The organism is Rhizobium sp. BK316, assembly GCF_014193695.1.
In the GTDB taxonomy this organism is placed as follows: domain Bacteria; phylum Pseudomonadota; class Alphaproteobacteria; order Rhizobiales; family Rhizobiaceae; genus Rhizobium.
The window spans coordinates 263,618-288,969 of sequence record NZ_JACHZR010000006.1; the positions used below are offsets into that span (position 1 = coordinate 263,618).

Consider the following 25,352-nt stretch of genomic DNA (forward strand, 5'->3'; position numbering starts at 1 on the left):
ATGGGGCAATCAGGCGGTGAGAGCGGCAATGGCAGCGTCGATATCGGCAGGGCCGTTGACCGAGATACCATTGATAGTCTTGTCGATGCGGCGTGCAAGGCCGGTCAGCACCTTGCCGGCGCCGAGTTCATAAAGCGTGGTGACGCCGTTTGCGGCAAACCATTCCACCGTCTCGCGCCAGCGGACCTGTCCGGTAACCTGCTCGACGAGAAGATTGGCGATCTCCTCGGCATCAGTGACGGGCGCGGCGCGGACATTGGCGATGACAGGCACGACCGGGTTGGCCTTCTTCACGCCGGCGAGTGCCTCGCGCATGGCATCCGCTGCCGGGGCCATCAACTTGGAGTGGAAGGGAGCGGAAACCGGCAACAGGATGGCACGCTTGGCGCCCTTGTCCGTCGCAAGGCCGGCGGCCTTTTCGACGGCCGACTTCTCGCCTGATATAACGAGTTGGCCGCCGCCATTGTCATTGGCGATCTGACAGGAGCCGATCGCTGCAGCCTCCTCGCAGACGGCCTGCACGTCGGCATGCTCCAGGCCAATGATGGCGGCCATGGCGCCGACGCCGACAGGCACGGCTGCCTGCATGGCATTGCCGCGGATGCGCAAAAGTCGCGCCGTATCGGCAATCGAGAAGGTGCCGGCAGCGCAGAGGGCGGAATATTCGCCGAGCGAATGGCCGGCGACATAGGCAACCTTCGCCTTCAGGTCGAACCCCTTGGCTTCGAGAACACGGATGACGGCCATGGAAACAGCCATCAGCGCCGGCTGGGCGTTTGCCGTCAGCGTCAGCTTGTCTTCGGGACCGTTGAACATGACATCGGACAGCTTCTCACCGAGCGCTTCATCGACCTCTTCGAAAACGGCGCGGGCTTCTGCAAAATTCTCGGCGAGATCCTTGCCCATGCCGACGGCCTGGCTGCCCTGGCCGGGAAAAGTGAAAGCAATGGTCATCTTTAGTCCCTCGATAGCGCCCATTGGGCCATTTCGCCTCCAATTGACATTCTTTCTTTCAGAGTCAAGTGGCGGCGGATTCTCTCCAAAGCCTTTCGCCCCAGCGGGAAAGGCCGGTTTTTTCTCTTGCGCTTCAGCAAATCCAGCCTAGATTTGCGCGGCTCTTCCCAAGCCCTTCCTTTCTTAGCTGACGTCCAAGGTCCCCGATGAAATACAATAAATTAGGCCGCACAGATATTTCCGTTTCCGAGATTTGCCTTGGCACTATGACCTGGGGCACGCAGAACAGCGAGGCGGAAGCCCACGAGCAGATGGATTACGCCGTCCAGGAAGGTATCAATTTCTTCGATACTGCCGAGCTTTACCCGACCACGCCGGTTTCGGCCGAAACGCAGGGCCGCACGGAAGAGTACATCGGCAGCTGGTTCGAAAAGACCGGCAGGCGCAAGGATATCGTCCTCGCTACCAAGGTTTCCGGCACCGGCCGCTCCTATATCCGCAACGGCGAAGGCGCCGATGCCAAGAATATCCGCATTGCGCTCGAGGCCAGCCTGAAGCGGCTGAAGACCGATTATGTCGACCTCTACCAGATCCATTGGCCGAACCGCGGCCATTTCCATTTCCGCCAAAGCTGGCACTATGATCCCTTCAAGCAGGATCGCGCCAAGGCCGTCGCCAACATGACCGACATTCTGGAGACGGTGGGCGAACTGGTAAAGGAGGGCAAGATCCGCGCCTTCGGCCTGTCGAATGAGACGACCTGGGGCACGCAGAAATATGTGACGCTTTCCGAGCAGATGAACCTGCCGCGCGTCGCCAGCGTCCAGAACGAATACAATCTTCTCTACCGCCATTTCGATCTCGACATGGCGGAGCTCTCCCACCATGAAGATGTCGGGCTGCTGGCCTATTCGCCGCTTGCCGCCGGAATCTTAAGCGGCAAGTACATTAACGGCGAGAAGCCCGAGGGCACGCGCGCCTCGATCAACGGCGACCTCGGCGGCCGCCTGCAGCCGCTGCAGGAAGCGCCGACGAAGGCCTATCTCGACATCGCCGCACGGCACGGCCTCGACCCCGCCCAGATGGCGCTTGCCTTCTGCCTGACCCGCCACTTCATGACGTCAGTCATCATCGGTGCGACCGCGATGGCGCAGTTGAAGACGGATATCGGCTCAGCGAACGTGCAGCTCAGCAGCGATGTGCTTGATGAAATCGAGAAGGTTCACCGGCAGTATCCGATGCCGCTCTAAGGGCATCCGGATGCCGATATTTTGAGGGCGCGAGCAATCGCGCCCTTTTTCATTTTCGGCAGGCGGCGACCACCGTTTGTGGTTGTATTTCGCGCTTCGCCGTTAAGTGGCATTTAACTAATCAAAGGCACTATACCCTCAGTTTCAGCAATTGATTTTTCCCGCCATGATAGCGGCTATCGATCTTCGGCTTCATGAGAAGGCAAGGAAGACGGGAGGAGCTTTGCAGTGATCAGCATTTCGACGACATTTCATGCCCGTTTCCGCGATGAGTATGCGCTTCAATTGCTGCAGAGCGCGTCGATCAACAATGGCGGCAGCAAACACGAACCCGGCGTCTTCGCCCAGGTCGCCGTCACAGCGGCCGGCGCCAATGGCGGCGCAATCGACAGCATCATGCGGATCATCATGGATGCGAAGGGCAATGCCGGCGTGCTGATCAACTCTCCCGATGGCTCTGCCTCGGTGAAGACGGGCTCGGGAAACGACATCGTCGATATCACGGCCAACGAGGTCAGCAAGCTATCGACCGGAGGCGGCGACGATGTCATCAACATTCGCGCCGGGGGAAAAAACCAGGAGCAGACCTCCAATCCCTCCGTACAACACATCAAGTCGGGCGCAGGCGACGACACGATCTCTATCGTCAGTGGCGGAAATGTCAGCTGGGTTGATGCCGGCCGAGGTGACGATCATATTTCAATCGAAACGACCGCTCCCGTCAGCGGTCCGCTCGGAACTATTGAAAATCTAGTCCAGGGCATCGGCTCCACCTACGGAGGCAAAGGCGACGACACGATTTTGCTTCAGAGCACCACCAGCGTGAGGAGTGCCTACGGCGACGAGGGCAATGATATCATCAACATCAGTTCGGCCGCCTTTGCGTCTGCTGTAGACGGCGGCAAAGGCGACGACGCGATAACCGTCCGCTCGCGGAATGTATTCAGCGTGGATGGCGGCAGCGGAGATGACGTTATCGACGTGACGGCCGTCAATGCAAGCAGCATCGATGGCGGCGATGGCAACGACATCATCTCCGTCAATGCGACGGCAGCGGCGTACAATATTTCCGGCGGCAAGGGCGACGACTATGTCGCCATCAACAGCACATCCACCGTGCAATCATCCTATCATTTTGCCGAGGGCGATGGTCACGACATCATCGAGACGAATAATCCCCTGGAGATCATGCGCTTCAGCTCTGATGGAACCGACCGGGGCGACATGGCGGATGCAATCATAGAACGGCAGGGCAACACGCTGCAGATCAGTTTTGCCGACAGCGCGGATACGATCACGATCAACCTCACCGGCCGCATGGCGGAGGCAGAGACTTTGAATTTCGCCTATAAGAGCGGAACACAGTCGCTACTGATTGCCGACGACCAGTTCTTCGTCGACAATCCGCCAGGGCAGACCGTTTTCCTCCGGCCCGAAGTGACAAAATAAGGTTTCTTGCCTCCTTCCCTTGCCTTTCGCTCAAAAATCCGTATAAGCGCGCCTGTTCGTTAACCCGGTCTTCTGGCTGGTGGCTGAACGGAGGGCCGGTTTGCTTCTTGCGAGCCGTTCGGAACGGAAGCGTTCCAGCCTCCCGTGTCTCCGCTCTCGACCGTCTCGGAAACGCTTTTCTTGCTTGGCGCTTATCGCCTCTCAGGAGCAGTCGTTGAGGCTTAGCCGCCGAATGCCGGGTTCTGATCAACGCAAGAAAGGCAAAGCTGTCATGGCTCTTTATGAACATGTATTCCTTGCCCGACAGGATATTTCCACGCAGCAGGTCGATGCCCTCGTAGAACAGTACAAGGGCGTGATCGAAGCTAACGGTGGTAAGGTCGGGCGCATCGAAAACTGGGGCCTCAAGTCCCTCACCTACCGCATCAAGAAGAACCGCAAGGCTCACTACGCCCTGATGGACATTGATGCACCGGCAGCTGCGATCCAGGAAATGGAACGCCAGATGCGCATCAGCGAAGATGTTCTTCGCTACATGACCATCGCTGTTGAAAAGCACGAAGACGGCCCGTCTGCCATGATGCAGAAGCGCGACCGTGACGACCGCGGCCCGCGTGAAGGCGGCGATCGTGGCCCGCGCCGCGAATTCGGCGACCGTCCGCCGCGCCGTGACGGCGATTTCCAGCGCGCCCCGCGTCCGGATCGCGCTCCCCGCGAAGACCGTGCATAAGGAGAAATAAGAATGTCTGAATCTTCCTCCGCTCCGGTCCGTCGTCCGTTCCATCGTCGTCGCAAGACCTGCCCGTTCTCCGGCGCAAACGCTCCGCGCATCGACTACAAGGATGTCCGTCTCCTGCAGCGCTACATTTCCGAGCGCGGCAAGATCGTTCCGTCCCGCATTACGGCCGTTTCCCAGAAGAAGCAGCGCGAACTCGCCCAGGCGATCAAGCGCGCCCGCTTCCTTGGCCTGCTGCCGTACGTCGTCGCCTAATTGACTATTGGAGCCCCGGATTTCGATCCGGGGCTTCCTCCCTTCCGCGATGGGCGCGGATCGGAACCTGAAAACCCATGTTGAGGCATCTCCCGAATTTGATCAGGGAAATCCTCTAACTGCTTGATGAAGCAGGACAGCGAAGTGACACGACCGAACCTGAAAACGCTTGCGACCGGCGCACTCGCCGGATTGACCGCCGCCTTGCTGGTGCTTGGCGCGAGCATGCAGCCGTCGTTCAGCGCCGTGCTCTATGCCGCTTCCGCGCTTCCGATCCTGCTCGTCGGCCTCGGCTGGGGCAATGCAGCCGCCATTTCGGCCGTCGTCACCGCCGCGGTGCTCGGCGCCATCGCCATTTCCCCGTCCTTCGCGCTCGTCATGACGCTGGTGACGCTGCTGCCCGCTGGTTGGCTGAGCCACCTTGCGAACCTCGCGCGCCCGGCTTCCGAACTCGGCGGCCCCGACCATCTGCTCGCCTGGTATCCGCTGTCCGATATCCTGCTGCATCTGTGCGGTCTCGTCACCTTCGCCGTCATCGTCACCGGCATCATGATCGGTTACGGGCCTGAGATTACCGACCAGATGGTCGATGTGCTGATGGCGTCGCTGCAGGAACAGCAGCCGACATTCATTCCCGATCCGGCCGCGACCGCGCAGACGAAGTCGCTCGTCGTGCTCATGCTGCCGGCGCTGCAGGGCGGCATCTGGGTGATGATGCTGTTTGCCGCCTATTACATCGCGACCCGCATCGTGAATGCTTCCGGCAAGGGCCTGCGTCCGCGCGAAGACATTCCCTCCTCGCTGCGCATGAACCGCAATTCGATCTTCATCTTCCTCGCCGGCCTTGCCGCCACGTTCATGGGCGGCGTTCCGGCGATGATCGGCGCCACGGTTGTCGGAGCCTTCGGCGCCGGCTTCCTGATGTCCGGCTTCGCCGCGCTGCATTTCCGCACCCGCGGCAAGGACTGGCGCCTGCCGGCCCTCATCATCAGCTACCTGGCATGCACGATGATGCTGCCAGCGCTTTTCATCCTCGTGCTTGGTCTCGCCGATACCCGCAAGGCGATCGCCCTGACCCCGACCAAGGATGCTGATGCCCCCAAACAAAGCGATACCGAAATCTGAGAACAAGAAAGGAAAAACACCATGGACGTCATTCTTCTCGAACGCATCTCCAAGCTCGGCCAAATGGGCGAAACCGTAAAGGTTCGCGACGGCTTCGCACGCAACTACCTCCTGCCGCTTGGCAAGGCACTGCGCGCCAACGCTGCCAACAAGGCCCGCTTCGAATCCGAGCGCGCAACGCTCGAAGCCCGTAACCTCGAGCGCAAGTCCGAAGCCCAGAAGGTCGCCGACGTTCTCGACGGCAAGTCCTTCATCGTCGTCCGCTCTGCCGGCGAAACCGGCCAGCTCTACGGCTCCGTCGCTGCCCGTGACGTCGTCGACGTTCTGGCCGCAGAAGGCTTCAACATTGCCCGCAACCAGGTTCACCTCAACACGCCGATCAAGGCGATCGGCCTGCACAAGGTCGAACTGCAGCTCCATGCCGAAGTTGAAATCAACATCGAGCTGAACGTTGCCCGCTCCACCGAAGAAGCCGAGCGTCAGTCCAAGGGCGAAGAGCTCACCTCGGTCGACGCCATCTACGGCGTTGACGAAGATGCCCTGCGTCCGGAAGATTTCTTCGATCCGGAAGCCGACGGCGTTGCCGAAGACGAAGCATAATTCCCGTCTTCAGACGGAACGGAAAGCCCGGCTCACGCCGGGCTTTTTTGTTGGTCGGAACGTCTGCTGGACATGGGGCCTGCTAAGCTTGGGGAATGACGGGCTTTTTTGCTGCGCCATCGAATCAAGGGCGCTACACTGACCACATGCTGGAATGACAAAGTGAGTCGCCGCGGGCGGCGTGTCCCGCAAGCGACAGTCAGGATATTTCTCCTCAGCGGATCCACCGACTGTGGAGAAGTCGAAGAATGTGCAAAGCGCTGCCGATTTGACCATCGCCTGAAAGCTGTTGCTGCGCGACACTTGATTTTATGCGGCCCGCCCTGCAAATCCGGGTTTTGGATAAAAGACAGTACGGATGACGATGAACGAAGCTGCACGAAAGATTGCCGCCGTTGCTCCTGCAGAGCAGCACTATCGCGAAGCGCCGAACAACATCGAGGCCGAACAGGCGCTGCTCGGCGCCATCCTGATGAACAACGATGCCTATTACCGGGTGTCGGACTTCCTCAAGCCCACACATCTTTACGAGCCACTGCACCGGAAGATCTTCGAGGTCGCCGGCGACATCATTCGCATGGGCAAGATCGCCAACCCGGTCACGGTCAAGACCTTCCTCCCGGCCGACGAAAAAGTCGGCGACATCACCGTTTCGCAATATCTCGCCAGCCTCGTCACCGGCGCGGTGACGATCATCAATGCCGAGGACTATGGAAGGGCGATCTACGATCTGGCGATCCGCCGCGCGCTGATCACCATCGGCGAGGATGTCGTCAATATCGCCTATGACGCGCCGCTCGACATGCCGCCGCAGGCGCAGATCGAAGATACCGAGCGCCGGCTTTTCGAGCTTGCCGAAAACGGCCGCTACGATGGCGGCTTCCAGGCTTTCAACGATGCGGTGGCGCTTGCCATCGACATGGCGGCCGTTGCCAAGGAACGCGACGGCGGCCTCTCGGGCATTTCCACCGGCATCCATTCGCTCGATTCCAAGATGGGCGGGCTGCAGCGTTCGGACTTGATCGTTCTCGCCGGTCGCCCGGGTATGGGCAAGACCTCGCTTGCGACCAACATCGCCTATAACATTGCCGCCGCCTACGAAGGCGAAGTGCAGTCCGACGGCAGCATGAAGGCGAAGAACGGCGGCGTCGTCGGCTTCTATTCGCTCGAAATGTCGTCCGAACAGCTCGCCACGCGTATCATCTCCGAGCAGACGGAAGTCTCTTCCTCGAAGATCCGCCGCGGCGATATCAACGATGCCGATTTCGAAAAGCTCGTCGCCTGCTCGATGATGATGCAGAAAGTGCCGCTTTATATCGACCAGACCGGTGGTATCTCGATCGCCCAGCTTTCAGCGCGCGCGCGTCGTCTCAAGCGCCAGCGCGGGCTCGACGTGCTCGTCGTCGACTACGTGCAGCTGATGACAGGCTCCGGCAAATCCAACGAAAACCGCGTTCAGGAAATCACCCAGATCACCACCGGCCTCAAGGCGCTCGGCAAGGAACTGAACGTGCCGATCATCGCGCTCTCCCAGCTCTCGCGCGCCGTCGAAAGCCGCGAGGACAAGCGCCCGCAGCTTTCCGACCTTCGCGAATCCGGCTCGATCGAGCAGGACGCCGACGTCGTGCTCTTCGTGTTCCGCGAGGAATATTACGTCAAGAATATGGAACCGCGCGATATCCACGATCCGAAATATCCGGAATGGGAAGCGCTTTTCGACAAGGTGAAGGGCACGGCCGACGTCATCATCGCCAAGCAGCGTCACGGACCGACCGGCACGGTGAAGCTCGCCTTCCAGTCGGAATTCACGCGCTTTGCCGATCTCGCCGATCCGTCCTTCACGCAGTATGAGGAGCATTGACGCGGGTTTACCGCGTCAATTTCTTTCAAAACCCCGCCGCCCGCAGCAAGGCTACCGTCGCGACGCCGAGGACGACGCTTGCCAGCATTGGCAGGCGGCTGGCGGCAATCGCCGTTACCGCGCAAGCCAATGTCTCAGCCCAGCCGGTCGCAAAGGCAGTCGGGGCGATCACGGCCATCAACACAGCCGGCGGGATGGCTTCGATTGCCATTCTCCTGTTCTCATCGATCTCCACGTAGCGGATCAGCACAAGGCCACTGACGCGGGTAAGGATCGTTGCGGCGGCCATCGCAAGGATGGCAAGCAGAGTGTTCAGATCGAGCGTCATACCGCCTGCTCCTTCGCCCTGCCCTGCCAGAGAGCGGTCACGAGCCCGGCCAATGCACCGGCCGCGATATACCAGACCCCTGGCACGAAATGGTGGACGGCCACGGATGCGACTGCGCTTGCGGCGAGCACGGCACCGGTTTCCGGCCCCTTCCAGAAGCCCATGACCAGCACGACGAAGACTGCCGGAAAGGCAAAGTCGAGACCGATAACAGCGGGATCGCCGAGGAAGGCACCGAGCAGAGCGCCCGCCAGCGACGAGCCGACCCAGGTCAGGTAGAAAGGCATGACGATGCCGGCATACCAGGCGGGTGTGAGCCGTGTGCTGCCGGCGCGGAATTCCGCCATGGCCCAGAGCTCATCAGCCAGGAAGAGCATGGCGATATAGCGTTTGACGCTGGAGAAGGACTGCATCTTCGTGCCGATAGAGGCGCTCATGAGCACGTGACGGATATTGACGAGCAGTGCCGCGAAGCCGACGCCGATCCAGCTCGCCGGATGGGTCCAGATATCCATCGCCACGAATTGCGAGCCGCCGGCGAAGACGAACGCGCTCATCAATGTCGTTTCCAGTGGGGAAAGTCCTTTGGTCGCCGCGACCGCACCGAAGACGAGGCCGATCGGCAAGACGGCGACGATCAGCGGGAAAATGGTACGCATTCCGGCTATAAATTCGCCGGCCGGCCGGCTTTGCTGCAACATGGCAAGCTCCTTATCAAGACGGCGGAGACATAGCCGGGCCTGACAAGGGCTGTATTGAACGAAAGTGATTACCCGGCGCGGAACTGGCCGGGCGTGACGCCGGTTCGCGATTTGAAGTGGCGGGTGAAATGCGCCTGGTCGGCGAAACCGCATTCTGCGGCGACATCGGCCGACATGCGGCCCTCCCGCAGCAGCTGGCGGGCGACAAGAACGCGCCGGTCCGTCAGGAAGGCGTGTGGGGTAATGTGATATTCTCTGCGAAAGGCGCGGATCAGGTGCGCGCGGCTTAGCCCCGCCACGCCGGCCAGTTCCTCGAGGTTCACATCGCTGTCGAAATTCTCGATGAGATAATCGCGAGCGCGGGCAACGGCGCTGCGCTCCTTCGTATCGACTGGTACGACGATGGTGCTGCCGTAACGGGCGAAGATCGCTGCCAGCACCGAAAACATGCTTTCGTCGGATTCCAGTGCGCCGGCCCCGCTTTCGAGCGTGCGGTGGGCGGCATGGAAGGCCTTGGCAAGCTGCGGATCGCGAGGCAGCCCGCCGGCAAAGGAGGGCGTCGCATTGAAGGCCTTGCCGGTGACATCCTCCAGAATATCGATGAAGAGTTTCGTATCCGGATAGATCATCCGGTAGCGGTAACCCTCGCCGCCGGGAGCGCCATCGTGGACAACGCCGGGATCGATCAGATAGAGGTCGCCGGGTCCGGTTTCTTCCCGCCTGCCGCGGAGCGTGGCGATCTGGCTGCCGCTTTCGATCGCGCCGATGCTGAACGTGTCATGCGCATGCGGCGCATATTCATGCGTCAGGAAGCTGGCGCTCAGGCACTCCATATCGCGGAAGCGGCTGTCCCGCCAGAAGCGGGCCGATTCCACCTTGGCGAGCGGCATGGCGTCTGCCGCCTCTTTCTGCGAAACGTTCTGCATCTCATCAGATTAACGCGCCGGCTCATACACGTCTTGAACAAAAGTGATCGCATGTGGGGAAAGGCTGGCATGTCGCCGCTCATGCTTTCTCTTTGCCACAATGCTCTCTAAAGTATTTTGAACAATTCCTTTCCCTTTCATCGCGGCGATCATGACAGATTTCTCTATCCCCTTCGAAGACGACGACCTTTTCGCCTCCGCCGGCCTACGGCTGACCGTCGACCTGACGGCGCTGACCGACAATTGGCGGGATATGGCTCGCCGCTCCGGAAAGGCGCGCACGGCGGCCGTCGTCAAGGCGGATGCCTATGGGATGGGGATCGAGGATGCCGGCGAAGCGCTCTACCTTGCCGGGGCGCGGGATTTCTTCGTGGCAACCGTCGATGAGGGCGTGACGCTGCGCATGTTTGCGCCTGAGGCGCGCATCTTCGTGCTGGCCGGCATCTGGCCCGGCACCGAGAGGCGCTTCTTCGAAAACGATCTGGTGCCGATCATCTCTTCGGAAGAACAGCTTGCCTTCTGGATGGCGGTGCTGGCGGAATATGGCGATTATCCTTACGCGCTGCATGTCGATACCGGCTTCAACCGGCTCGGTCTGACGGTTGATGAAGCCATCGCGCTCGCCAACGACGTGTCGCGGCCGGCGAGTTTTGCGCCCGTGCTCGTCATGAGCCATCTCGCCTGCGGCGACGATCAATCCTCAGACATGAACAGGCAGCAGCTTGAATCATTCCGCATGGTTAGCGCTGCCTATGAAGGTATCGATTCAAGCCTTGCTGCGTCAGGCGGCATCTTCCTCGGGGATGACTATCACTTCGATCTCACCCGGCCGGGCATCGCGCTCTATGGCGGGCAGGCCGTCAATGGGATGGCGAACCCGATGCGACCGGTGGCGACGGCCGAAGCCCGCATCATCCAGATCCGCACGGTCAGGGCCGGTGAAACCGTCAGCTACGGGCGAGCACTGCAGCTGACGCGCGACAGCCGGCTGGCGATTGTCGCGGCCGGTTATGCCGATGGCTATATGCGCAGCCAGTCGAGCGGCGGCGTGCCGTTGCGCCAGGCCGTGCCGCAAGGTGGACAGGGTTTTGTCGCCGGCCAGAAGGTGCCGGTCGCAGGGCGCATCACCATGGATCAGACGATCTTCGACGTGACCGACCTGCCTGACGGCGCCGTGCGCGCCGGCGACTATATCGAACTCTTCGGCAAGAACATTCTCGTCGACGATGCGGCAAAGGCTGCGGGCACGATCGGCTACGAGATGCTGACGAGCATCGGCCTACGCCATGAACGCAAATACGAGATGGACGAGGAATAGCTCAGCGGCTCGTTAGCGCGAGGCGAACGCCGAGCGCCACGAAGAGCGCGCCGAGGCCGCGGTCTAGCCACAGGCCGATCTTCGCGTTGCTCTTGAAGAGACCCGCGAGCCGCCCTCCCGCAAGGATCAGCGGCGGCTCGATGAAGACGGCGACGACGATGATGAGGCCGCCATGGACGGTAAGCTGCAGCCACGTCGGACCTGCGCCCTCGACGACGAATTGCGGCAGGAAGGCGAGGAAGAAGATCGCCACTTTCGGATTGAGCAGCGAGACCAGCACGCCCTGCCGATAGATGCGCCGCCAGCCGAGCGTCTCGCCGGCCGCCTTGACGAAACCGCCCTCGCCTTTTGAACGCAGCGCCTGGATGCCGAGCCAGACGAGATAGACCGCGCCGACCCATTTGACGGCTGAAAAGGCGATGGCCGAGGCGGCGAGGATCGCCGACAGGCCGAAGGCGGCGAGAAGCACATGGATGCAGGCGCCCGTCCAGATACCGAACACCGCCGAGAAGCCGGCGCGTGTACCGCTCTTGATCGTGTGGCCGAGAATGAAGGCCATGTCGGGACCGGGCGAGAGGTTCAGGAGAACCGCCGCGGTGAAGAAACCGATCCAGTGGGCGAGCGAATAATCGAGCATGAGGCATCCTTTGACAGGCGCCGATGCTGCCAGCCAGAGCCTTGATGGGAAAATCATTAGTTTTGATCGATGCCGGAAGCCATTATCTAGGGCAAAACTCCGATTCGGGCGTCAGCCACGCCCTCTACCCGAAAGCAGTCATTGATGGCCAAGGCCAAAACACGATTCATCTGCCAGAGCTGCGGCGCGGTGCATAACCGCTGGGCCGGCAAATGCGACAATTGCGGCGAGTGGAACACCATCGTCGAGGAAGATCCGATGGGCGGCATCGGCGGCGGCCCGGCGAAGACGCCGAAGAAGGGCCGTCCGGTCGCATTGACGGCTCTGTCAGGCGAGATCGAGGAAGCGCCGCGTATCCATACCGGCATTTCCGAACTCGACCGGGTGACCGGCGGCGGCTTCGTGCGCGGTTCTGCCGTGCTCGTCGGCGGCGATCCCGGCATCGGCAAGTCGACGCTGCTCATGCAGGGGGCGGCTGCACTCTCGCGGCGCGGACACCGGATTATCTATGTTTCGGGCGAAGAGGCGGTGGCGCAGGTGCGGTTGCGCGCCCAGCGGCTGGCGGCCGCCGATACCGACGTGCTGCTGGCAGCGGAAACCAATGTCGAGGACATTCTCGCGACGCTCGCGGACGGCAAACGCCCCGACCTCGTCATCATCGATTCCATCCAGACGCTCTGGAGCGAGCTTGCCGAATCCGCGCCGGGCACGGTGACGCAGGTGCGCACCGGCGTGCAGTCGATGATCCGTTTTGCCAAGCAGACGGGTGCGGCCATGGTGCTCGTCGGCCATGTGACCAAGGACGGACAGATCGCCGGCCCTCGCGTCGTCGAGCACATGGTCGATGCCGTGCTATATTTCGAAGGCGACCGCGGTCACCACTACCGCATCCTGCGCACCGTAAAAAACCGCTTCGGGCCGACCGACGAAATCGGCGTCTTCGAAATGTCGGACAAGGGCCTGCGCGAAGTCGCCAACCCCTCGGAACTCTTCCTTGGCGAGCGCAACGAGAAATCGCCGGGTGCGGCCGTCTTTGCCGGCATGGAAGGCACGCGGCCTGTTCTCGTCGAAGTGCAGGCGCTAGTGGCGCCAACCTCGCTCGGTACGCCGCGGCGCGCCGTCGTCGGCTGGGACTCCGCGCGCCTGTCGATGATCCTTGCAGTTCTGGAGGCCCATTGCGGCGTGCGGCTCGGCCAGCACGACGTCTATCTCAACATTGCCGGCGGCTTCCGCATCTCGGAACCGGCGGCCGATCTTGCCGTTGCCTCGGCCCTGGTTTCCTCGCTTGCCGGTATTGCCCTTCCGGCCGATTGCGTCTATTTCGGCGAAGTCAGTCTGTCGGGCGCTGTCCGGCCGGTTGCGCAAACAGCCCAGCGCCTTAAAGAAGCCGAAAAGCTGGGGTTTTCGGCGGCTCTGTTACCGTCCGGCTCCGCCGAACTGCCGAAGGGCGGCGGCCGCTGGAGCGAGATCGAGAGCCTGCCGGATCTGGTCGCGCGCATTGCCGGGTCCAAGGGCGCGTTGCAGCGTGTGGAAGAAGACGTTTGATCCTTCATCACCGATAGCGGGGATGCTATAGGATCAGCCAAACAAGGCGCGACGCGGCCCGCAAGGCGGCAGTCTGGAGTGGAATTTACATGCCCATTACGATTTTCGACGGTATTGTCATCGGCGTCGTGCTCTTCTCCGCCGTTTTGGCAATGGTCCGCGGCTTCTCGCGCGAAGTCCTTTCGATCGCGAGCTGGGGCGGCTCAGCCGCCGCCGCATACTATCTCTACCCCTACCTCGTGCCTTATGCGAAGAAATATACCGACGATGACCGCATCGCGATCGTTGGTTCTGCCGCCGTCGTCTTCCTGATCGCGCTGATCGTCATCTCCTTCATCACGATGAAGATCGCCGATTTCATCATCGACAGCCGTATCGGCGCGCTCGACCGCACTTTGGGCTTCCTCTTCGGTGCGGCGCGCGGCATACTTTTGCTTGTCGTGGCCGTTGCCTTTTGGAACTGGCTGGTCGATGCCGATCACCGTCCGGCTTGGGTCAACAACGCGAAATCGAAGCCGTTCCTGGATTCTCTCGTCGTTCGCCTGCAGGCGGTCCTGCCGGATGAATTCGCCCAGATGATCCAGAAGAGCATCACCGAGAAGCTTGGTGGCGCGAAGCCGACGGAAGACAATGCGCCGGCCAGCGATCAGGCTCCGGCGGAAGACGCAGCACCCGCGCCTAACAATGGCGCACAGCAGCCATCGAATTGACGCAGTGTTCACTAGCTTGACCCGCAGCCTGGCAATTGCCATTTGAGCGGGGCGTAAGACCAAAGGTCCGGCCGGGCATTTCGCTTTGCCGGGCCTCAACCGTTTCAGAGCCGGCGAACCGACTTTGAGACAGGTGTCGTTGAGCGTGAGGCTATCGGAAAGCTTAGAGATTTCCGGTATCATGCAATTGGAAATGCCGATCCATTCTTGTGAGAGCAGAGGCCCGCAGAAATGAACCAGTCCCATTCCTTCCCGACTGACGATCCGCTCGACGGAGATACGCTGCATGAAGAATGCGGCGTTTTCGGAATTCTGGGACATGACGATGCCGCGGCGCTGACGGCGCTCGGCCTGCACGCCCTGCAGCATCGCGGGCAGGAAGCGGCCGGTATCGTCTCCTTCGACGGCAAGCGCTTCCATCAGGAACGCCATATGGGCCTCGTCGGCGACCACTATACCAATCCGATGACGCTCGCCCGCCTGCCCGGCAGCATATCGATGGGCCATACGCGCTACTCCACGACCGGCGAAGTGGCGATGCGCAACGTTCAGCCGCTCTTCGCCGAACTGGAAGAAGGCGGCATCGCCATTGCCCATAACGGCAACTTCACCAATGGCCTGACGCTGCGCCGCCAGATCATTGCCACCGGTGCCATCTGTCAGTCGACCTCGGATACCGAAGTCGTTCTCCACCTCATCGCCCGCTCCCGCCACACGTCCACAGCCGATCGCTTCATCGATGCCATCCGCCAGATGGAAGGCGGCTATTCGATGCTCGCCATGACGCGCACGAAGCTTATCGCGGCGCGCGATCCCACCGGCATCCGCCCGCTCGTGATGGGCGAACTGGACGGCAAGCCGATCTTCTGCTCGGAAACCTGCGCGCTCGACATCATCGGCGCGAAGTTCATCCGCGACGTGGAAAATGGCGAAGTCGTCATCTGCGAAATCCAGCCTGACGGCTCGATCAGCATTGATGCGCGCAAGCCGAGCAAGCAGCAGCCGGAGCGCCTCTGCCTGTTCGAATATGTCTATTTCGCCCGTCCGGACTCGGTCGTTGGCGGCCGCAACGTCTATACGACGCGCAAAAACATGGGCATGAACCTCGCCAAGGAATCGCCTGTCGATGCCGACGTGATCGTGCCGGTTCCCGATGGCGGCACGCCGGCTGCGCTCGGCTATGCGCAGGCAAGCGGCATTCCCTTCGAATATGGCATCATTCGCAACCACTATGTCGGCCGCACCTTCATCGAGCCGACGCAGCAGATTCGCGCCTTCGGCGTGAAGCTGAAACATTCCGCCAACCGGGCGATGATCGAAGGCAAGCGCGTGGTGCTGGTCGACGATTCCATCGTGCGCGGCACGACCTCGCTGAAGATCGTGCAGATGATCCGCGAGGCGGGCGCCAAGGAAGTGCATATCCGCGTCGCGAGCCCGATGATCTTCTTCCCGGATTTCTACGGCATCGATACGCCCGACGCCGACAAGCTGCTCGCCAACCAGTATGCCGATGTCGAAGCCATGGCCAAATATATCGGCGCGGATTCGCTGGCCTTCCTGTCGATCAACGGCCTTTATCGCGCCGTCGGCGGCGAGGATCGCAACCCGGCCCGCCCGCAGTTCACCGACCATTACTTTACCGGTGATTATCCGACCCGCCTGCTTGACAAGAACGGCGAGTCCATGGGTAACAAGATTTCCATGCTTGCCAGCAACGGCTGAGCCGCTTCCGCTTTGACTTTCCTATCTGGGGCGCTTATTGCGCCCCTTATCTTTTCAAGCACATCCGGAGCCGGGGCAGATGAACATCAATCTTGAAGGCAGGATCGCGCTGGTCACAGGCGCATCGCGCGGGATCGGCTATTTCACCGCCCTCGAACTCGCCAAGGCCGGCGCGCATGTGATTGCTTGCGCCCGTACCGTCGGCGGACTGGAAGAGCTCGACGATGCCATCAAGGCTGTCGGCGGTTCCGCCACCCTCGTGCCCTTCGATCTCGCCGATATGGAGGCAATCGATCGTCTCGGCGGCTCGATCTTCGAGCGCTGGGGCAAGCTCGACATTCTCGTTGCCAATGCCGGTGTGCTCGGCGTCATCTCGCCGATCGGCCATATCGAAGCGAAGGTCTTCGAGAAGGTCATGAACATCAATGTCAATGCCACATGGCGGCTGATCCGCTCGGTCGATCCGCTGCTGGCCCGCTCGGATGCCGGCCGCGCCGTCATCATGTCCTCGGGTGCGGCGCATAAGTGCCGCCCCTTCTGGAGCGCCTATTCCGCCTCCAAGGCCGCCGTCGAGGCGCTGGCGCGCACCTGGGCCGGCGAAACGCAGACCACGCTGCTGCGCATCACCAGCGTCGATCCGGGCGCAACGCGCACGGCCATGCGCGCGCAGGCGGTTCCCGGCGAAGATCCGATGAGCCTGCCGCATCCGTCTGAAGTGGCGAGGGCGATCCTGCCGCTGGTCGGCCCCGGCGTGACCGAGACCGGCAAGTTGTTCATTGTGCGCGAGAACAAGCTGGTGGATTATCGGCTGCCGGAATAGCCGAACGCTTCAATTCGCCGCAACGGTCGGGAACAGATGAGCCAAACAGGCCTCCGACGGGCACAACGCGTTAAGGTCGACCGGTCCCTGAATGCCGTCCAAGGTGCCGTTATCGGCGAATTGCCATATCGACCAACGACTGCATCCCTCTTGTGTCGGCTCCTTGAAGACGCTTCGCAGCCACAGATAATGGTCCGGGAAGCGCGCTTCATTGCCTTTCAGATATTGATCGAAGAACTCCTCGGTGACGTAAAAAATGGGCTTTTCCGGAAAAGTGCCTTTGAGCTCCGTGAAAAACGCATTCACTTCCGCAGCCATTTCCTCGAGCGTCGGAACCTTATCGCAATTGCCGACGAACTCCAGGTCGACGGCGATCGGCAGGGTTCCCGCTTCCTTCGGCACGGTCGCGAGGACATTCTGCGCCTGATCCTTGCCGGGGCGGCAGAAGGTGAAGAAATGATAAGCGCCTCTTATTAGTCCGGCATCTCCGGCACGCTGCCAGTTCTCAGCGAATTTGGAATCCCGGTGATCTCCGCCTTCAGTCGCCTTCATGATCGCGAAGCGCACGTTCGCCTTCGAGGCGACGGTTTTCCAATCGATGTCGCCTTGATGGTGGCTGACATCGATACCCTGGATCGGATAGCGGCTTAGAGACGGATTGTTGAAGCGGACCATACCGAAATCGTAGGCGAAATATGCGGCGGACGCGACTGCCAGAATTGCGGTCGCGCCGATTGTCCATCGTGCCACTCCCCTCACCCATTCCTCCTGTTTTCAATGGCTTCGCAATTGGCTATGCGAAATTTACGTCTTGAAAATGACCAAGAAATCTTAACGCAAGCACATCTCTTTCGCTGGGCGTCCATCGCTGCAGTCGATTGACGAGACAGATAACTCAGGTTGCCTCGGATCGTTGCTCGCCCTCTTGACCAAACTCCGATCCCGCGCCATAAAACGCCTCATGAAAACGGTTACCTGCATTATTTGCCGGAAGATTATTCGCTAGCCCAAAGCTGGCCTGGCCGTTTTCGTCTCCCAAATGTCCAAGATGCGAAACGCCCCGGCCTCCGGTGGTGGTATTTTTCTGCATATGCATTTTAGGAGAGTGAAATGGGCGGTACGCCGGAACTGAAGCTGTACAACACGCTGACGCGGGAGAAATCGGTCTTCAAGCCGATCGATGCCGAAAATGTCCGCATGTATGTGTGCGGCCCGACGGTCTACGATTACGCCCATATCGGCAATGCGCGACCGGTCATCGTCTTCGACGTGCTGTTCCGCCTGCTGCGCCATGTCTATGGCGAAAGCCACGTCACCTATGCGCGCAACATCACCGATGTCGATGACAAGATCAACGCGCGGGCGCTCAGGGATTATCCCGGCCTGCCGCTGAACGACGCGATCCGGGCGGTCACCGAAAAGACCGAGACGCAGTTTCTCGATGATGCTAAGGCGCTCGGCTCCCTTGAGCCGACGGTGCAGCCGCGCGCGACCGACAATATCGCCCAGATGATCGAGATCATCGAGCGGCTGATTGCGCGCGGCCATGCCTACCAGGCATCAGGCGAAGTGCTGTTCGACACGAAGTCGATGGCCGAATACGGCCAGCTCTCGAAGCGCAATCTCGATGAACAACAGGCCGGCGCCCGAGTTGCCGTCGACGCACACAAGAAGAATCCCGGCGACTTCGTGCTCTGGAAGCTGTCTGACGAGAACGAGCCCGGCTGGGAAAGCCCCTGGGGTCGCGGCCGTCCGGGCTGGCATATCGAATGCTCGGCCATGAGCGGGCGCTATCTCGGCGATGTCTTCGATATCCACGGCGGCGGTCTGGACCTGATCTTCCCGCATCATGAAAACGAACTCGCCCAGTCGCGCTGCGCCCATGGCACCGATGTGATGGCGAATGTCTGGATGCATAACGGCTTCCTGCAGGTCGAAGGCCGCAAGATGTCGAAATCCGAAGGCAATTTCGTCACCATCTACGAGCTGCTGCACACGGAGACATTCGCCGGCCGGCAATGGCCGGGCGAAGTGCTGCGTCTTGCGATGCTGATGACGCATTACCGCGAGCCGATCGATTTTTCGGTCAAGCGGCTGGAAGAGGCCGAACGGCTGCTCGCCAAATGGCCGGCGGCCGAACCCGGTGATGCCAAGCCGGACGAGACGGTGCTGAATGCGCTCGCCGACGATCTCAATACGGTCGCGGCCGTACAGGCGCTGCATGCGCTGGCGCATTCCGGCAACGACGCCGTTTTTGCCGCCAGTGCGGCCCTGCTCGGCGTGCTGCCGAAAAAGACCGAGATCGACGAGGCGGTGGCGGCGGAAATCGATGCGCGGGTCAAGGCTCGGCTGGAGTTGCTCAAGGCGAAGAATTTCGCCGAAGCCGACAAGATCCGCGATACGCTTGCCGCCGAGGGTATACAGCTCAAGGACGGCAAGGATCCGGCAACGGGTGAGCGCGTGACGACGTGGGAGGTGAAGAAATGAACGTCTATACCGGCGGCTGCCAATGCGGGGCGATCCGGTTCCGGATGCGGGGGACGCCGCCGGATTCGTCGATCTGTCATTGCCGAATGTGTCAGAAAGCGTTCGGTGCTTATTATGCGCCGCTGGTTTCCGTGCGTGGAATGGAATTCGAATGGACAAGGGGGCAGCGGAAGAGCTTCCGGTCCTCGAATTTCGTTAACCGTGGCTTCTGCGGCGATTGCGGCACACCGCTGACCTATGAGGCGCCGGACGGCATGGCGGTTGCGGCTGGCGCATTCGACGATCCGTCGCAACTGCCACCGACCATTCAATGGGGAGTGGAAGGCAAGATCGGCTTCGTCGATCATCTGCACGAATTGCCCGGAGAGCGGACCGAAGCGGATCTTGCGGCAGGCTCCTTTCTCCGCGAGATCGTTTCCTATCAGCATCCGGATCACGATACGCCGGTCTGGCCGCCGGAGGATCATGCCTGATGGAAACGGTGGAGCAAACTGGTGGGTGCCAATGCGGTGCAGTTCGCTATCGGGCGCGCGGCGAACTCGGCTATCCGCATATTTGCCACTGCCGCATGTGCCAGAAAGCCGCCGGCAATTATTTCCTGCCGCTTGCTGCGGCCATGCGTGAAGGTTTCGAGCTGACGCGCGGCGAGCCCAGGTGGTTCCACTCCTCCGGCCTCGTGCGGCGCGGCTTCTGCGGCGATTGCGGCACGCCGCTTTTCTACGACATTCCCGATGCCGACTCCATCAACATCACGCTCGGCTCGCTCGATGATCCGCAGGCGGTAAAGCCGGTCATGCAGTCCAATCTCGACAGCAAAATGGTCTGGTTTCATGTGATCGACGGCTTGCCAGTCGAACCGGAACCGGAAACAACCGATCGCGAGGACAGGATCGCGGCGAGCAATCACCAGCATCCAGACCACGATACATCCCACTGGCCACCCGGAGCTCATTCATGACCGAGACGACTAGAACAGGCGGCTGCCAATGCGGCGCCGTGCGCTTCCGCATCACAGGCAAGCTCGGACGCCCGTCCATCTGCCATTGCCGCATGTGCCAGAAGCAGTTCGGCGGCTTCTTTTCCGCGCTGGTGACGGCGCCGGAAGAAGGCATGGAATGGACGCGCGGCGAGCCCGCCTATTTCCAGTCCTCGGTCAATATCGACCGCGGCTTCTGCCGCGATTGCGGCACGCCGATGACCTATCGCCATCCGGGCGGTCTGGAGCTTGCGATCGGCACCTTCGACGACCGCAGCGACCTCGCGCCGCAGATCCAGGTCAATTACGATTCCCGCCTGCCCTGGGTCGAGACGATCTTCGACGCGCCTGTTCACAAGGACCCGGACTTCTATGCCCGGCAGGAAGCGATCATATCCTTCCAGCATCCCGATCACGATACCGCAGTCTGGCCGGCGAAAGGCGTGAAGATATGACGGAAGTGCTGCGCACGCTCTATCCCGAAATCGAACCCTATGCCTGCGGTCATCTCGATGTCGGCGATGGCCATGTGATCTATTGGGAACGCTCCGGTACACCGGGCGCCAAGCCGGCGGTTTTCCTGCATGGCGGCCCCGGCGGCGGCATTTCGCCTGTTCATCGCCGCCTGTTCGACCCAAAGCTCTATGACGTCCTGCTGTTCGACCAGCGCGGCTGCGGCAAGTCCACGCCGCATGCGAACCTGGAGTCCAACACCACCTGGCATCTCGTTGCCGATATCGAGCGGCTGCGGAACATGGTTGGCGTCGACAAATGGCAGGTCTTCGGCGGCTCCTGGGGCTCGACGCTGGCGCTCGCCTATGCCGAGAAACATCCCGAGCGGGTGTCCGAACTCATCGTGCGCGGCATCTATACGCTGACGCGGGCCGAGCTCGACTGGTATTATCAGTTCGGCGTCTCCGAAATGTTCCCGGACAAGTGGGAGCGCTTCGTCGCACCCATCCCGCCGGAAGAACGCCATGAGATGATGCTCGCCTATAACCGCCGGCTCACCGGTTCGGACCGGGCGGTTGCTCTCGAGGCCGCGCAGGCCTGGAGCATCTGGGAGGGCGAGACGATCACGCTGCTGCCCGAGAAATCGACGAGCGGCAAATTCGAGGAAGCCGATTTCGCCTATGCCTTTGCGCGCATCGAGAACCACTTCTTCGTCCATGCCGGCTGGATGGATGAAGGCCAGTTGCTGCGCGATGCCCATAAGCTGAAGGATATTCCCGGCGTCATCGTCCACGGACGTTACGACATGCCCTGCCCGGCCAAATACGCCTGGCTGCTGCACAAGGCATGGCCGAAGGCCGACTTCCACCTGATCGAAGGGGCTGGTCACGCTTTCTCGGAACCCGGCATTCTCGACCAGTTGATCCGGGCGACGGACCGGTTCGCAGGCAAACAATAAAAGCCGCAAGGCGCGACAGGAAACACCACCATGACACGCGAAAGAATCTACCTCTTCGACACGACGCTTCGGGACGGGCAGCAGACGCCCGGCATCGATTTTTCGGTCGAGGACAAGATTGCGATTGCAAGCATGCTGGACGAGTTCGGGCTCGACTATGTCGAAGGCGGCTATCCGGGCGCAAACCCGACCGATACCGCCTTCTTTGCCGAGAAGCGTACCAGCCAGGCCACCTTCGTCGCCTTCGGCATGACCAAGCGTCCTGGCGTTTCCGTCTCCAACGATCCCGGTATCGTGAGCCTCCTGCAGGCGCGCAGCGATGCGGTCTGCTTCGTCGCGAAGAGCTGGGATTATCATGTGCAGGTGGCGCTCGGCTGCACCAACGAGGAAAACCTCGAATGCATCGCCGAAAGCGTCAAGGCCGTGGTTGCCGCCGGCAAGGAAGCTTTGGTCGACTGCGAGCATTTCTTCGACGGCTACAAGGCCAATCCGGAATATGCGCTCGCCTGCGCCAAGACCGCTTACGAAAACGGCGCGCGCTGGGTGGTGCTCTGCGACACCAATGGTGGCACGCAGCCGCCGGAAGTGTGCGCCATCGTCGAAGCCGTGATCGCCGCCGGCGTGCCGGGACACTGTCTCGGCATCCATGCGCATAACGATACCGGCCAGGCGGTCGCCAATTCGCTCGCCGCGGTCGAGGCAGGCGTGCGCCAGATCCAGGGTACGCTGAACGGCGTCGGCGAACGTTGCGGCAATGCCAATCTGGTGACGCTGATCCCGACGCTGGCGCTGAAGAGCGCCTACAACACGCGTTTCGAGACGGCGATCGACGCGGATCGGTTGACCAACCTCACCCGCCTGTCGCACGCGTTCGACGAACTGCTGAACCGCTCGCCGGATCATCAGATGCCTTATGTCGGCGCGTCTGCCTTCGCCACCAAAGCCGGCATCCACGCCTCGGCCCTGCTGAAAGACCCGCGCACCTACGAGCACGTACCGCCGGAAAGTGTGGGCAATTTCCGCAAGGTCATGGTCTCAGATCAGGGGGGCAAGGCCAACTTCATCAATGCGCTGAAGCGGCGCGGTATCGACGTCGCCAAGGACGATCCGAAGCTCGATCTCCTGATCTCCATCGTCAAGGAGCGCGAAGCATCCGGCTATGCCTATGAGGGTGCGGATGCGAGCTTCGAGCTTCTCGCTCGCCGCACCATGGGCACCATTCCGGACTTCTTCTCGCTCGATGGTTTCCGGGTGATGATCGAACGGCGCTTCGATTCCCACGGCCGTATAAAGATCGTCTCCGAAGCGGTCGTGAAGATCAGCATCGACGGGCAGACGCTGATGTCGGTTGCGGAAGCCGAAGGCCCGGTCAACGCGCTCGACCTTGCGCTGCGCAAGGATTTCGGCAAGTACCAGCACGAGATCGATGACCTCGTGCTCGCCGACTTCAAGGTGCGTATCCTCAATGGCGGTACTGACGCCATCACCCGCGTTCTGATCGAATCCACCGATTCCAGCGGCGTGCGCTGGTGGACTGTCGGCGTTTCCGACAACATCATCGACGCCTCGTTCCAGGCGCTGATGGATTCGGTGATCTACAAGCTGATGAAGAACCGGCAGCTCGCCGGCAAGATCGCCGCCGAATAGGCTCAGAGGAGGCCCCAGTCCTCCTCCGAATACCATTCGTCCTCTTCTCTCGGCGTCTTCCAGCGCAGCCGCGTGACCTCGTTCATGCCGCCATGCCGGAAGGTGTCTTCGAGCGCCCTGTAGGTCTCGAGCGTGCCGGTCGCGCCATGGCCCCAGACAAAGACGGTAGAGCTCAGATAACGGGCGCGATAGTCACTCGGCGTGCGCTCGATCAGGAAGAAGCCGCCGCGGGCGCTGAGTGGACGCAAATTATCCCTGCCGTCACGGGAGGGTGCGCTGAGCGGAAAAATCAGCCTGCCGCCGACAGCGAGATTGTCGATCCAGGCTTCGGCTGGCCTGTGGACCGCGAAATTGACGTAGATCGCGTCGAATGGCGACTGCGGCCATTTCAGGCCGTTGCCGCAGATGACCTCGACATTGCCGTAAGGGGCCAGACTGGTGGCGGCGCGGGCGGCAAGATCCCGGTCATATTCGATTGCCACGACATGGCCGTCGTGACCGACCAGATGCGACAGCATGGCGGTGTAGTAGCCACCGCCGGCGCCAATATGGCAGGCCGTCTCGCCGGGTTGCGGCGCGAGCCAGTGAAGGCCGAGCGCATGCAGCGAGGGGCTGCCGTTGTTGACCTGCCGTCCCTCCTGCAGCGCAATCAGAACATCCTGATAGAGGATGACGGGATCGGTCGACGGCATGTCCTGATAGCCGATCCCGTTTGCCATGCGCCACGGCGGCGGGTCCAGGAAATCCTCCCGCGGCACAGTGGCAAAGACCTGCCACAGCCGCTCGTCGCCTGCGATGCCCATCTTCGCCAGCATCTGAGTGGCATAGGCCTGCCGGCAGATCGCCAGTTTCGTTTCGTCCATGTTCGCCTCTTCCGGCGGCCAAATAGACACCGGTCCATTCAAGGAAATGAATTGGCCTATTCACGCCGCTTAAGCTAATCCGGATCAGAAACAGAACAAAGACGGAAACATCCAATGTCAGCTGACGTCAGCGCCCCGCTCATCAAGAACGAAGACAGTCCACGCGGATTTGCCTTCGCGCTTACGGCCTATCTTCTGTGGGGGTTCCTGCCGATCTACATGAAGGCGGTGGCGCATATCTCGCCGGCCGAAGTCATCGCCCACCGTATTCTCTGGTCGCTGCCGCTCGCCGGCATCGTGCTCCTGGTCCTGGGGCGGACCCAGGACGTTGCTGTTGCGCTGCGTTCTCCCCGCATGCTTGCCATGGCGGCCATGACCGCGGCGCTGATTACCGTGAACTGGGGCACTTATGTCTGGGCGATCGGCGCCGGCCATTCGCTCGATGCGGCCATGGGCTATTTCATCAACCCGCTCTTCAGCATCTTTCTCGGCGCGGTGCTCCTGAAGGAAAAGCTGCAGCCGATGCAGATCGCGGCGATCTGCCTTGCAGGCCTGGCGGTCGTGGTCCTTGCTTTCGACAGCGGCGGCATTCCCTGGGTGGCGCTGACGCTCGCAATCAGCTGGGGCTTCTATGCGCTCTTTCGCAAGACGTTGCCGCTCGGGCCGAACCAGGGCTTCTTCCTGGAGGTGCTGATCCTCAGCCTGCCTGCCCTGCTTTACATCCTGTATCTGGAATTCGTCAGCGGCGAAGGACACTTATACCGGACCGGCCTTTCCGACACCGCCCTGCTGCTTGGCTGCGGACTGATCACAGCCGTGCCGCTCATGATCTACGCCAACGGCGCCAAGTTGCTCAAGCTGTCGACCATCGGCATCATGCAGTATATCGCGCCGACGATGATCTTCCTCATCGCCGTCTTCGGGTTCGGAGAAGAGCTGGATAGGGCGCGCATGATCGCCTTCCCGCTGATCTGGGCAGGCCTGTTTTTCTATACCTGGTCGATGCTACGGACGACGCGCGGGCGCTGAGC

Annotated in this window: 26 protein-coding genes; 19 read left to right on the forward strand and 7 right to left on the reverse strand. The window is 61.2% G+C overall.

Translation table 11 applies throughout. The features are described 5' to 3' along the window. Positions 1 to 9 precede the first annotated feature (9 nt). Positions 10 to 954, reverse strand: coding sequence for an ACP S-malonyltransferase (gene fabD, locus FHT87_RS26635; RefSeq protein WP_183730650.1), 945 nt, complete (start codon positions 952 to 954; stop codon positions 10 to 12). Positions 955 to 1,160: 206 nt separating this feature from the next. On the opposite strand from fabD, the gene FHT87_RS26640 reads away from it, so the two are divergent. From FHT87_RS26640 to FHT87_RS26670, 7 genes are all read left to right on the forward strand, one after another. Beyond that, positions 1,161 to 2,204, forward strand: coding sequence for an aldo/keto reductase (locus tag FHT87_RS26640; RefSeq protein ID WP_183805782.1), 1,044 nt, complete (start codon positions 1,161 to 1,163; stop codon positions 2,202 to 2,204). A gap of 228 nt (positions 2,205 to 2,432) precedes the next feature. Continuing rightward, positions 2,433 to 3,653 carry a hypothetical protein gene (locus tag FHT87_RS26645; RefSeq protein ID WP_183730656.1) on the forward strand — a complete coding sequence of 407 codons (1,221 nt, stop codon included), beginning with the start codon at positions 2,433 to 2,435 and terminating at the stop codon, positions 3,651 to 3,653. 271 nt (positions 3,654 to 3,924) lie between these two features. Further along, complete coding sequence (rpsF, locus tag FHT87_RS26650) at positions 3,925 to 4,383, forward strand: 30S ribosomal protein S6 (protein WP_132651046.1); 459 nt, start codon at positions 3,925 to 3,927, stop codon at positions 4,381 to 4,383. 12 nt (positions 4,384 to 4,395) lie between these two features. Further along, positions 4,396 to 4,644, forward strand: a complete 249-nt coding sequence (gene rpsR / locus FHT87_RS26655; protein ID WP_007531286.1) for a 30S ribosomal protein S18 — start codon at positions 4,396 to 4,398, stop codon at positions 4,642 to 4,644. Between the two features lie 144 nt (positions 4,645 to 4,788). Then, complete coding sequence (locus FHT87_RS26660) at positions 4,789 to 5,769, forward strand: DUF2232 domain-containing protein (RefSeq protein ID WP_183805784.1); 981 nt, start codon at positions 4,789 to 4,791, stop codon at positions 5,767 to 5,769. 21 nt (positions 5,770 to 5,790) lie between these two features. After that, on the forward strand, positions 5,791 to 6,369 hold the full coding sequence (rplI, locus tag FHT87_RS26665; protein WP_183730661.1) for a 50S ribosomal protein L9: 579 nt from the start codon (positions 5,791 to 5,793) through the stop codon (positions 6,367 to 6,369). A 364-nt stretch (positions 6,370 to 6,733) separates the two neighbouring features. Next, positions 6,734 to 8,230: a replicative DNA helicase gene (locus FHT87_RS26670; RefSeq protein WP_183731022.1), complete on the forward strand. Its 1,497-nt coding sequence runs from the start codon at positions 6,734 to 6,736 to the stop codon at positions 8,228 to 8,230. Positions 8,231 to 8,255: 25 nt separating this feature from the next. Here FHT87_RS26670 and FHT87_RS26675 read toward each other — a convergent pair whose 3' ends face one another. The 3 genes from FHT87_RS26675 to FHT87_RS26685 form a co-directional block, all read right to left on the reverse strand. Beyond that, the gene (locus tag FHT87_RS26675; RefSeq protein WP_183730664.1) at positions 8,256 to 8,558 is read right to left on the reverse strand and encodes an AzlD domain-containing protein; all 303 of its coding nucleotides are present in this window, start codon (positions 8,556 to 8,558) and stop codon (positions 8,256 to 8,258) included. Then, positions 8,555 to 9,259: an AzlC family ABC transporter permease gene (locus FHT87_RS26680; RefSeq protein ID WP_183730667.1), complete on the reverse strand. Its 705-nt coding sequence runs from the start codon at positions 9,257 to 9,259 to the stop codon at positions 8,555 to 8,557. The genes FHT87_RS26675 and FHT87_RS26680 overlap by 4 nt, the downstream gene beginning before the upstream one ends. A gap of 68 nt (positions 9,260 to 9,327) precedes the next feature. Further along, positions 9,328 to 10,149: an AraC family transcriptional regulator gene (locus FHT87_RS26685; RefSeq protein ID WP_183731024.1), complete on the reverse strand. Its 822-nt coding sequence runs from the start codon at positions 10,147 to 10,149 to the stop codon at positions 9,328 to 9,330. Between the two features lie 187 nt (positions 10,150 to 10,336). Here FHT87_RS26685 and alr point away from each other — a divergent pair, with 187 nt between their 5' ends. After that, complete coding sequence (gene alr, locus FHT87_RS26690) at positions 10,337 to 11,503, forward strand: alanine racemase (protein ID WP_183805786.1); 1,167 nt, start codon at positions 10,337 to 10,339, stop codon at positions 11,501 to 11,503. A 1-nt stretch (position 11,504) separates the two neighbouring features. On the opposite strand, the gene FHT87_RS26695 is transcribed toward alr, so the two are convergent. Next, the gene (locus FHT87_RS26695; protein ID WP_183730673.1) at positions 11,505 to 12,140 is read right to left on the reverse strand and encodes a LysE family translocator; all 636 of its coding nucleotides are present in this window, start codon (positions 12,138 to 12,140) and stop codon (positions 11,505 to 11,507) included. A 144-nt stretch (positions 12,141 to 12,284) separates the two neighbouring features. Here FHT87_RS26695 and radA point away from each other — a divergent pair, with 144 nt between their 5' ends. From radA to FHT87_RS26715, 4 genes are all read left to right on the forward strand, one after another. Continuing rightward, positions 12,285 to 13,685 carry a DNA repair protein RadA gene (gene radA / locus FHT87_RS26700; protein ID WP_183730676.1) on the forward strand — a complete coding sequence of 467 codons (1,401 nt, stop codon included), beginning with the start codon at positions 12,285 to 12,287 and terminating at the stop codon, positions 13,683 to 13,685. An 89-nt stretch (positions 13,686 to 13,774) separates the two neighbouring features. Next, positions 13,775 to 14,395, forward strand: a complete 621-nt coding sequence (locus FHT87_RS26705; RefSeq protein ID WP_183730679.1) for a CvpA family protein — start codon at positions 13,775 to 13,777, stop codon at positions 14,393 to 14,395. A 231-nt stretch (positions 14,396 to 14,626) separates the two neighbouring features. Continuing rightward, the gene (purF, locus tag FHT87_RS26710; protein ID WP_183730681.1) at positions 14,627 to 16,117 is read left to right on the forward strand and encodes an amidophosphoribosyltransferase; all 1,491 of its coding nucleotides are present in this window, start codon (positions 14,627 to 14,629) and stop codon (positions 16,115 to 16,117) included. A gap of 79 nt (positions 16,118 to 16,196) precedes the next feature. After that, complete coding sequence (locus tag FHT87_RS26715) at positions 16,197 to 16,937, forward strand: SDR family NAD(P)-dependent oxidoreductase (protein WP_183730684.1); 741 nt, start codon at positions 16,197 to 16,199, stop codon at positions 16,935 to 16,937. 9 nt (positions 16,938 to 16,946) lie between these two features. Here the strand turns inward: FHT87_RS26715 and FHT87_RS26720 are convergent, their stop codons facing one another. Then, entirely contained in the window at positions 16,947 to 17,696 is a 750-nt protein-coding gene (locus tag FHT87_RS26720; protein ID WP_183730687.1) for a GH25 family lysozyme, read from the reverse strand. Positions 17,697 to 18,047: 351 nt separating this feature from the next. Here FHT87_RS26720 and cysS point away from each other — a divergent pair, with 351 nt between their 5' ends. The 6 genes from cysS to cimA are packed head-to-tail and all read left to right on the forward strand — an operon-like array spanning position 18,048 to position 23,458. Next, positions 18,048 to 19,424 carry a cysteine--tRNA ligase gene (cysS, locus tag FHT87_RS26730; RefSeq protein WP_183730690.1) on the forward strand — a complete coding sequence of 459 codons (1,377 nt, stop codon included), beginning with the start codon at positions 18,048 to 18,050 and terminating at the stop codon, positions 19,422 to 19,424. Continuing rightward, positions 19,421 to 19,897 (forward strand): GFA family protein, encoded by a 477-nt coding sequence (locus tag FHT87_RS26735; RefSeq protein WP_183730693.1) that lies wholly within the window; start codon positions 19,421 to 19,423, stop codon positions 19,895 to 19,897. The genes cysS and FHT87_RS26735 overlap by 4 nt, the downstream gene beginning before the upstream one ends. Next, positions 19,897 to 20,382, forward strand: a complete 486-nt coding sequence (locus FHT87_RS26740) for a GFA family protein (protein ID WP_183730696.1) — start codon at positions 19,897 to 19,899, stop codon at positions 20,380 to 20,382. The genes FHT87_RS26735 and FHT87_RS26740 overlap by 1 nt, the downstream gene beginning before the upstream one ends. Then, a complete protein-coding gene (locus tag FHT87_RS26745; RefSeq protein ID WP_132651032.1) occupies positions 20,379 to 20,855 on the forward strand; it encodes a GFA family protein in 477 nt (158 codons plus the stop codon). Before FHT87_RS26740 ends, FHT87_RS26745 begins: the two co-directional genes overlap by 4 nt. Next, positions 20,852 to 21,811 (forward strand): prolyl aminopeptidase, encoded by a 960-nt coding sequence (gene pip, locus FHT87_RS26750; RefSeq protein WP_183730698.1) that lies wholly within the window; start codon positions 20,852 to 20,854, stop codon positions 21,809 to 21,811. Before FHT87_RS26745 ends, pip begins: the two co-directional genes overlap by 4 nt. Positions 21,812 to 21,841: 30 nt before the next feature. Next, on the forward strand, positions 21,842 to 23,458 hold the full coding sequence (gene cimA, locus FHT87_RS26755; protein WP_183730699.1) for a citramalate synthase: 1,617 nt from the start codon (positions 21,842 to 21,844) through the stop codon (positions 23,456 to 23,458). Positions 23,459 to 23,460: 2 nt separating this feature from the next. Here the strand turns inward: cimA and FHT87_RS26760 are convergent, their stop codons facing one another. Beyond that, positions 23,461 to 24,321, reverse strand: a complete 861-nt coding sequence (locus tag FHT87_RS26760; RefSeq protein WP_183730701.1) for a methyltransferase domain-containing protein — start codon at positions 24,319 to 24,321, stop codon at positions 23,461 to 23,463. 114 nt (positions 24,322 to 24,435) lie between these two features. Here FHT87_RS26760 and rarD point away from each other — a divergent pair, with 114 nt between their 5' ends. Beyond that, positions 24,436 to 25,350, forward strand: a complete 915-nt coding sequence (gene rarD / locus FHT87_RS26765; protein WP_183730704.1) for an EamA family transporter RarD — start codon at positions 24,436 to 24,438, stop codon at positions 25,348 to 25,350. Positions 25,351 to 25,352 lie beyond the last annotated feature (2 nt).

What these genes read in the sequence shown, in the direction of transcription:
- fabD (WP_183730650.1), bottom strand. Translation starts at nt 954, where the DNA reads ATGACCATTGCTTTCACTTTTCCCGGCCAGGGCAGCCAGGCCGTCGGC.
- FHT87_RS26640 (WP_183805782.1), top strand. Translation starts at nt 1,161, where the DNA reads ATGAAATACAATAAATTAGGCCGCACAGATATTTCCGTTTCCGAGATT.
- rpsF (WP_132651046.1), top strand. Translation starts at nt 3,925, where the DNA reads ATGGCTCTTTATGAACATGTATTCCTTGCCCGACAGGATATTTCCACG.
- rpsR (WP_007531286.1), top strand. Translation starts at nt 4,396, where the DNA reads ATGTCTGAATCTTCCTCCGCTCCGGTCCGTCGTCCGTTCCATCGTCGT.
- rplI (WP_183730661.1), top strand. Translation starts at nt 5,791, where the DNA reads ATGGACGTCATTCTTCTCGAACGCATCTCCAAGCTCGGCCAAATGGGC.
- FHT87_RS26670 (WP_183731022.1), top strand. Translation starts at nt 6,734, where the DNA reads ATGAACGAAGCTGCACGAAAGATTGCCGCCGTTGCTCCTGCAGAGCAG.
- FHT87_RS26675 (WP_183730664.1), bottom strand. Translation starts at nt 8,558, where the DNA reads ATGACGCTCGATCTGAACACTCTGCTTGCCATCCTTGCGATGGCCGCC.
- FHT87_RS26680 (WP_183730667.1), bottom strand. Translation starts at nt 9,259, where the DNA reads ATGTTGCAGCAAAGCCGGCCGGCCGGCGAATTTATAGCCGGAATGCGT.
- FHT87_RS26685 (WP_183731024.1), bottom strand. Translation starts at nt 10,149, where the DNA reads ATGCCGCTCGCCAAGGTGGAATCGGCCCGCTTCTGGCGGGACAGCCGC.
- alr (WP_183805786.1), top strand. Translation starts at nt 10,337, where the DNA reads ATGACAGATTTCTCTATCCCCTTCGAAGACGACGACCTTTTCGCCTCC.
- FHT87_RS26695 (WP_183730673.1), bottom strand. Translation starts at nt 12,140, where the DNA reads ATGCTCGATTATTCGCTCGCCCACTGGATCGGTTTCTTCACCGCGGCG.
- radA (WP_183730676.1), top strand. Translation starts at nt 12,285, where the DNA reads ATGGCCAAGGCCAAAACACGATTCATCTGCCAGAGCTGCGGCGCGGTG.
- FHT87_RS26705 (WP_183730679.1), top strand. Translation starts at nt 13,775, where the DNA reads ATGCCCATTACGATTTTCGACGGTATTGTCATCGGCGTCGTGCTCTTC.
- purF (WP_183730681.1), top strand. Translation starts at nt 14,627, where the DNA reads ATGAACCAGTCCCATTCCTTCCCGACTGACGATCCGCTCGACGGAGAT.
- FHT87_RS26715 (WP_183730684.1), top strand. Translation starts at nt 16,197, where the DNA reads ATGAACATCAATCTTGAAGGCAGGATCGCGCTGGTCACAGGCGCATCG.
- cysS (WP_183730690.1), top strand. Translation starts at nt 18,048, where the DNA reads ATGGGCGGTACGCCGGAACTGAAGCTGTACAACACGCTGACGCGGGAG.
- FHT87_RS26735 (WP_183730693.1), top strand. Translation starts at nt 19,421, where the DNA reads ATGAACGTCTATACCGGCGGCTGCCAATGCGGGGCGATCCGGTTCCGG.
- FHT87_RS26740 (WP_183730696.1), top strand. Translation starts at nt 19,897, where the DNA reads ATGGAAACGGTGGAGCAAACTGGTGGGTGCCAATGCGGTGCAGTTCGC.
- FHT87_RS26745 (WP_132651032.1), top strand. Translation starts at nt 20,379, where the DNA reads ATGACCGAGACGACTAGAACAGGCGGCTGCCAATGCGGCGCCGTGCGC.
- pip (WP_183730698.1), top strand. Translation starts at nt 20,852, where the DNA reads ATGACGGAAGTGCTGCGCACGCTCTATCCCGAAATCGAACCCTATGCC.
- cimA (WP_183730699.1), top strand. Translation starts at nt 21,842, where the DNA reads ATGACACGCGAAAGAATCTACCTCTTCGACACGACGCTTCGGGACGGG.
- FHT87_RS26760 (WP_183730701.1), bottom strand. Translation starts at nt 24,321, where the DNA reads ATGGACGAAACGAAACTGGCGATCTGCCGGCAGGCCTATGCCACTCAG.
- rarD (WP_183730704.1), top strand. Translation starts at nt 24,436, where the DNA reads ATGTCAGCTGACGTCAGCGCCCCGCTCATCAAGAACGAAGACAGTCCA.